Raw genomic sequence first — 386 nt, 5'->3', positions numbered from 1 at the left:
AGCTTCCAGAGTTTGGTGAAGAAGATGCACTAGCTGAAGCCGAGACAGAGGCTATCGTTGAAGCGCAAGCTGAGCCACAACCTGAAGCAGCAACACAGCCAGAAGTTGTAGAACAACAGAGCGAAGACGAGTTCTCGTTTGATGATTTTGAGCTTCCAGAATTTAATGAAGAAGACGCGTTGGCGGAAGCTGAGGCTGAAACTACCACTGAACTGCAAGCTGAGCCTCAACCTGAAGTAGCCTCACAGCCAGAAGCCGCGGAGCAACAGAGCGAAGACGAATTCTCGTTTGATGATTTCGAGCTTCCAGAGTTTAATGAAGAAGACGCGTTGGCGGAAGCTGAGGCAGAAGTTAGCACAGAAGCACAAGCTGAGCCTCAACCTGAA

The 386-nt window shown here is 49.7% G+C and carries 1 protein-coding gene; it reads left to right on the top strand.

Annotated features, from left to right (window positions below):
* Positions 1-386, top strand: a 386-nt coding sequence (locus BCT81_RS00750; RefSeq protein WP_133152471.1) for a hypothetical protein, incomplete at both ends; no start/stop codon positions are given.

This window comes from Vibrio sp. 10N.261.52.A1, from assembly GCF_002876325.1.
Classification (GTDB): Bacteria; Pseudomonadota; Gammaproteobacteria; order Enterobacterales; family Vibrionaceae; genus Vibrio; species Vibrio chagasii.
Note: the sequence above shows the minus strand (reverse complement) of the source record. Positions and strands in the feature narration are given on the sequence as shown.